Annotated in this window: 5 protein-coding genes; 3 read left to right on the plus strand and 2 right to left on the minus strand. The window is 41.0% G+C overall.

The features are described from left to right. Positions 1-791: 791 nt before the first annotated feature. Complete coding sequence (locus IM509_RS10810) at positions 792-995, plus strand: DUF4164 family protein (protein ID WP_072927590.1); 204 nt, start codon at positions 792-794, stop codon at positions 993-995. 4 nt (positions 996-999) lie between these two features. Beyond that, positions 1,000-2,352 (plus strand): TIGR03279 family radical SAM protein, encoded by a 1,353-nt coding sequence (locus tag IM509_RS10815; RefSeq protein ID WP_052278064.1) that lies wholly within the window; start codon positions 1,000-1,002, stop codon positions 2,350-2,352. A gap of 143 nt (positions 2,353-2,495) precedes the next feature. Here the strand turns inward: IM509_RS10815 and IM509_RS10820 are convergent, their stop codons facing one another. After that, complete coding sequence (locus IM509_RS10820) at positions 2,496-3,290, minus strand: MlaE family lipid ABC transporter permease subunit (protein WP_002769219.1); 795 nt, start codon at positions 3,288-3,290, stop codon at positions 2,496-2,498. A gap of 186 nt (positions 3,291-3,476) precedes the next feature. Between IM509_RS10820 and IM509_RS10825 the strand changes: the two genes are divergently transcribed. Continuing rightward, positions 3,477-4,661: a class I SAM-dependent rRNA methyltransferase gene (locus IM509_RS10825; protein WP_052278065.1), complete on the plus strand. Its 1,185-nt coding sequence runs from the start codon at positions 3,477-3,479 to the stop codon at positions 4,659-4,661. Here the strand turns inward: IM509_RS10825 and IM509_RS10830 are convergent. Further along, entirely contained in the window at positions 4,628-5,038 is a 411-nt protein-coding gene (locus tag IM509_RS10830) for a VOC family protein (protein WP_072927585.1), read from the minus strand. The two genes, IM509_RS10825 and IM509_RS10830, sit on opposite strands and share 34 nt — an antisense overlap. Between the last annotated feature and the right edge of the window lie 298 nt (positions 5,039-5,336).

Consider the following 5,336-nt stretch of genomic DNA (forward strand, 5'->3'; position numbering starts at 1 on the left):
GGACAGGTTAGACAAGCAACTCAAAGGGCATAGGAAAGGTTCAAAGCGATCGCACTAAGGTTAGATAGCGTATCATGCTAAACGACTTTTGTACTATAGCAGAGAGACTAGCTGTGTCATCATTAGACATCTCCGAAAACGCAGGGACAATTCATGAATTTTACTCCAAAAATGTAGGGACAATTCATGAATTGTCCCTACCAACGGTTTCAGATTACGCATATTTAATTTTCGGAAATATCTATTCTCTATCATCATTTCTTAAAACAATTATCCCATTTTTGTATATATCCGTAAATCCGCCAGTTGCTATACACGGACTACCGACTTGCCATTGATTATTAATTGGCATTACTTGTTTAAATATTGTCATAGATCCAGTGAGAGTATTAACTGGACTAGCTATTACTGCTTACTGCATGGCAACCAAAAAAAATGTGGACAAAGCTTTAATCATATACAACTTCAAAACTAATACAAATATTCCACAACGCCTTATTGTATTTTTACTGAAAAATTTTTATAACATTTTTAAATTATGTACGTTATAACTATTAAGATTATTAAACCAATCTTAGTATTTTAGTATTAATTGCTTGCTTTGTTGTTGGTGTTATAATATTTTTAACTTTATTTAAATAAAAGTCATGCAAAAAATACAAGTGATTCCAAGAAAAGGTAGTTCCAATTAATCTTAATCCCTATTAGGGATTGAAACTTGGAGGCAAAAATCAGCGATACTGATATTGAGATCACGATGGTGAATCCAGAAGAGATAAAGGAGACAGAAAATGGCTAACGAAACCGTCACTTATTCCCTAGAAGCAGTTCTGACAAGGATTGAGGGGAAAATTGACTCTCTGGAAAAACGGATCGATGACAGATTTGATCAGGTAGATAAGAGATTTGATAAGATAGAAGAACGGTTGACGAAAGTGAGATGCTCCCCAAAGACTCTCTGGGAAATGCAGTTAAATAATTGGATGGCGACCTAAAAATATGAGTGAATTAACTATTCGTCCAGCTAAAATTACTGGTGTCATCCCAGATTCGATCGCCGCCGAGGTGGGTTTTGAAATCGGGGATGCGCTCGTCTCTATCAATGGTAATCGTCCCCGGGACTTAATCGATTATCAATTTTTATGTGCCGATGAATTTTTAACCCTAGAAGTGCTTGATAGTCAGGGCAAAACTCATCAAGTAAAAATCGAAAAAGATTATCATGAAGACTTAGGTTTAGAGTTTGAAACTGCCCTTTTTGATGGCTTAATTCAGTGTAATAATAAATGTCCTTTTTGCTTTATAGATCAACAACCAGAGGGCAAAAGAGAAACTTTATACTATAAAGATGATGACTATCGCTTAAGTTTTCTCTATGGCAGTTATTTAACCTTAACTAATCTCACCTCAAAAGAATGGCAGCGGATCGAAAAGATGCGAATATCACCGCTTTTTGTGTCCGTTCATGCCACGGAACCCGATCTGAGGATTCGTCTCTTAAAAAATCCCCGCGCTGGTCAAATTTTAGACCATTTAAAATGGCTACAAGCCAGACAATTACAAATTCATGCCCAAGTGGTAGTTTGTCCCAATATTAATGATGGCATTCATCTCGAAAGAACCCTGTTAGATCTGGTTTCTTTTCATCGGGGGGATATTCCCTGTGTGGAGTCGGTTGCCGTAGTTCCCGTGGGATTAACCCGCTTTCGTCCCCAAGAAGATCAATTAATTCCCGTTAGCCAAGAAAAAGCGCGAGAAGTGATTGAACAAGTCCAAACTTTACAGAAACAATTTCGTCAAGAATTTGGCAGTAATGTGGTGTGGTTAGCCGATGAATGGTTTTTAATTGCCCGAGTCGATTTACCCCCTCAATCTCACTACGAAGACTATCCCCAAATCGGTAACGGAGTTGGCTCGATTCGTCAATTTATTAGGGATTTCCAGAAGACAGCCAAGAAGTTATTACCTGCTCAAATTACTCCATCTAGACGGTTAATATGGGTAGTGGGAAATGCGGTAGAACAAGCTTTTCAACCCCTAGTTCAACAGTTAAATAAGGTGCGGGGTTTAACCGTGGAATTAGTGACTTTAAATAGTGATTATTGGGGGCAGGAAATCACGGTTACGGGTTTATTAACCGGGCAAGATCTTCTCAAAGGATTACAAGGTAAAAATCTTGGGGATGGGGTTTTATTACCCTCCCTCATGCTCAAGCATGGGGAAGCGGTATTTTTAGATGATCTCACCCTAGAAACTGTTATTAATCAGTTAGGAGTCCCTATTTATCCAGTTCTGGGAGTGGAGGAATTAATTAAAACTTGTCTTACTCTCAATCCCTTCAACAAATCCTAATCTTGAGAATAGATAATTATCAGTAATCGGTGATCATATTTGAGTTTTTAGTGAGCGGTATTAGGTATTAGATATTAGGTATTAAGTAGAAAATTGCCGTTTTCTTGGCACTGATAACTGATAACTGATAACTGATAACTGTCTTAGCCGATTTCCACATTACCAGTCCCTTGAAACATCAGCCAAGAGAGGAAAAAATTAGCCACAAAAATCGCTAATAAAGAAGTTACCACAGCCGTGGTAGTAGATTGACCAACTCCTTTAGCACCGCCGGTGGTGGTTAAACCCCAACTGCAGCCGATAATAGCAATTAAAATCCCAAAAATAAGGGACTTGAACATAGAACTAATTAAATCCCATGTTTCCAGAAAATTTTGGGCTGATTGTAAGAATAGGGAATAGGAAATACCGTAAAGACTATCAGAAATCAATAAACCACCGAGTAATCCCGTGACTAAAGAGATAATAGTGAGCAGGGGTAACATTAAACTACAGGCAATCACCCGGGGAATGACCAAATAATCGATCGGATCGGTTTTTAAAATATATAAAGCGTCAATTTGTTCTGTTACTCGCATTGTACCAATTTCGGCGGCAAAAGCCGAGCCAACTCTCCCCGCCACCACCACCGCGGTTAAAACCGGGGCTAATTCCCTGGTTAAAGCCAAGGAAAGGACTCCCCCAACAAAACTACCCGCCCCAAAAAAAATAAATTCTCTGGCTACCTGAATAGTGAAAACCATACCCACAAAAGCAGCAGTAATTAGGGCAATTGTCAAGGATTCTGGTCCAACAATACTCATTTGTTCCAGAGTATTACGCCGGTGGATTTTGCCATTAAGAATATGTAAAAAAGTTTGTCCCGCTAATAAACCGGCAGCCCCCAAACGTTGGAACCATAAACTTAAACCACCGGCAGCATCACTTTTTCTTGGCATTTGTCGAGGGAATATCGCTAAAATCTAACTTATTATAGGCGAGAATTCCCTCTAATTATCCCTCGATTGTGGGGACTTGCTTTGATGCCACTCGATCGAGGGATAAGAAACTGTGGTTTTGCGCTGCTGGCAGGGGATAATAGAATTGTCTAGTAGCCGTCAGCTATCAACCCTGATTCTTTATCCATGCCAGATTTAGCGAAAATTATCCTGAGAAACCATAAAATTGATGCTGTTAAACGATTCCATCCTTGGATATTTTCCGGGGCGATTAAAGAGATGGAGGGAGAAGTCAAAGAGGGTGCTATCGTGGAGGTTTATAGCGATCGAGGCGAATATCTAGCCACTGGACTGTATAATCCTAGCAATATTGCCGTTAAAATTCTTTCTTTCCCAAAAGTCAGCGATATTGCTCAATTATTTCTCGAAAAATTCCAGAATGCCTATCAGCTGCGGCAACAAATCGGTTTAGTGGATAACCCGAAAACTAACTGTTATCGTTTAATTAACGCTGAAGGGGACGGTTTACCCAGCTTAATCGTCGATTGGTACAATGGCACGGCGGTTATTCAAGCTTATTCCCTAGCTTTATACCAACGTCTCGATCTGATTGTCGATTGCCTGAAAACTATCTACGCTGACAATTTACGGGCAGTTTACGATAAAAGTGCCGCAGTTTTGGCGAAAAGCGCCCATATCTCCGAGAATAAATACTTATTTGGTCAAAAAACCGGCGATGAGGTGTTAGAATCCGGCCATCGCTTTATTATTGATTGGGAAAAAGGACAAAAAACGGGATTTTTCCTCGATCAAAGGGAAAATAGAGCAATATTGACCCAATATTGCCAGAATAAACGGGTTTTAAACACTTTTTGTTACTCTGGCGGCTTTTCCGTCTATGCTATGCAAGCGGGGGCTGCCCTAGTCGATTCCGTTGATAGTTCTCACGGTGCGATCGATCTTACCGAAAAAAATATCGCCCTGAATAATCTCAGCGAAGTTCCCCATCAATCCTACAGCACCGATGTTTTTAACTTTCTGCGCGACTGTGAGGAGGATTACGATCTGATTGTTCTCGATCCCCCCGCTTTTGCCAAAAGTATCCAATCCCGTCATCAGGCGGTTATGGCTTATAAAAGATTAAATCACCAAGCTTTCCAGAAAATTCGCCCCCAAGGTATTATTTTCACCTTTTCCTGTTCCCAAGTGGTTAACGAAGAACATTTTCAGGGGGCTGTCATGGCGGCAGCCATTGAATCGGCTCGCCCAGTGCGAATTTTAGCACGTTTAAGCCAACCAGCCGACCATCCCACCAGTATCTATCACTCGGAAGGTTCCTACCTGAAAGGATTGGTTTTAGCGGTGGATTGATGGAAAATTAAACGATTACCATCGGGATCATAGATGTAGATTTCCAGACCGTGGGAAGCTTGGCTAATTTCTCCCCTAGCACCATAGCCGATTTCGCTCCAATGCTCAAGGGCTTTTTCGAGACTCTCCACCTCGAAACAAATGCTCATGCCACTGCCCCTAGAATCGCTAAATTCCTCTCTGTGGGACTCTTTAGGGCAAAAAAGACATAATTTAAGGTTAATCAGCCTAAATTCTGCATAAACGGCGGCAAGGTAGGGCTTTGGTTCCTGTTGCAACAGTTGACGATAAAACTGTACCGAGCGATCGAAATTACTCGTGCCTAGGGCAATAAAAGCCTCTGTGTAATTGAATGGACTATCGGGGGGGTTATTCATTGGGTTTGGGGATTAGGAGAGGGGAGCAAGTCCTGTGGGGGCGAAGCATTCGGGCATAACCTATCGCTGAAACCGTAGATTTCCTATCCGAGATATGCTTCTCGCCCCTACTTTTTCAGCATACCCTACCTAGGGCTGGCTGAATAAATCTAAAAACCTTGTTGGATAAGGCTTTTAGACTTTTTTCCCCTGAAAAAGTCCTGACCATTGGAGTGATCGGGGGTAAAATTCCTGGACTTTTTCCCTGAAAATTAGGTAACTGACTACCTCAAAATCGGTAAAACCCCACACCCCACAC

This window comes from Microcystis sp. M31BS1, assembly GCF_020245285.1.
GTDB classification, from domain to species: domain Bacteria; phylum Cyanobacteriota; class Cyanobacteriia; order Cyanobacteriales; family Microcystaceae; genus Microcystis; species Microcystis panniformis.

What these genes read in the sequence shown, in the direction of transcription:
- IM509_RS10830 (WP_072927585.1), bottom strand. Translation starts at nt 5,038, where the DNA reads ATGAATAACCCCCCCGATAGTCCATTCAATTACACAGAGGCTTTTATT.
- IM509_RS10815 (WP_052278064.1), top strand. Translation starts at nt 1,000, where the DNA reads ATGAGTGAATTAACTATTCGTCCAGCTAAAATTACTGGTGTCATCCCA.
- IM509_RS10820 (WP_002769219.1), bottom strand. Translation starts at nt 3,290, where the DNA reads ATGCCAAGAAAAAGTGATGCTGCCGGTGGTTTAAGTTTATGGTTCCAA.
- IM509_RS10825 (WP_052278065.1), top strand. Translation starts at nt 3,477, where the DNA reads ATGCCAGATTTAGCGAAAATTATCCTGAGAAACCATAAAATTGATGCT.
- IM509_RS10810 (WP_072927590.1), top strand. Translation starts at nt 792, where the DNA reads ATGGCTAACGAAACCGTCACTTATTCCCTAGAAGCAGTTCTGACAAGG.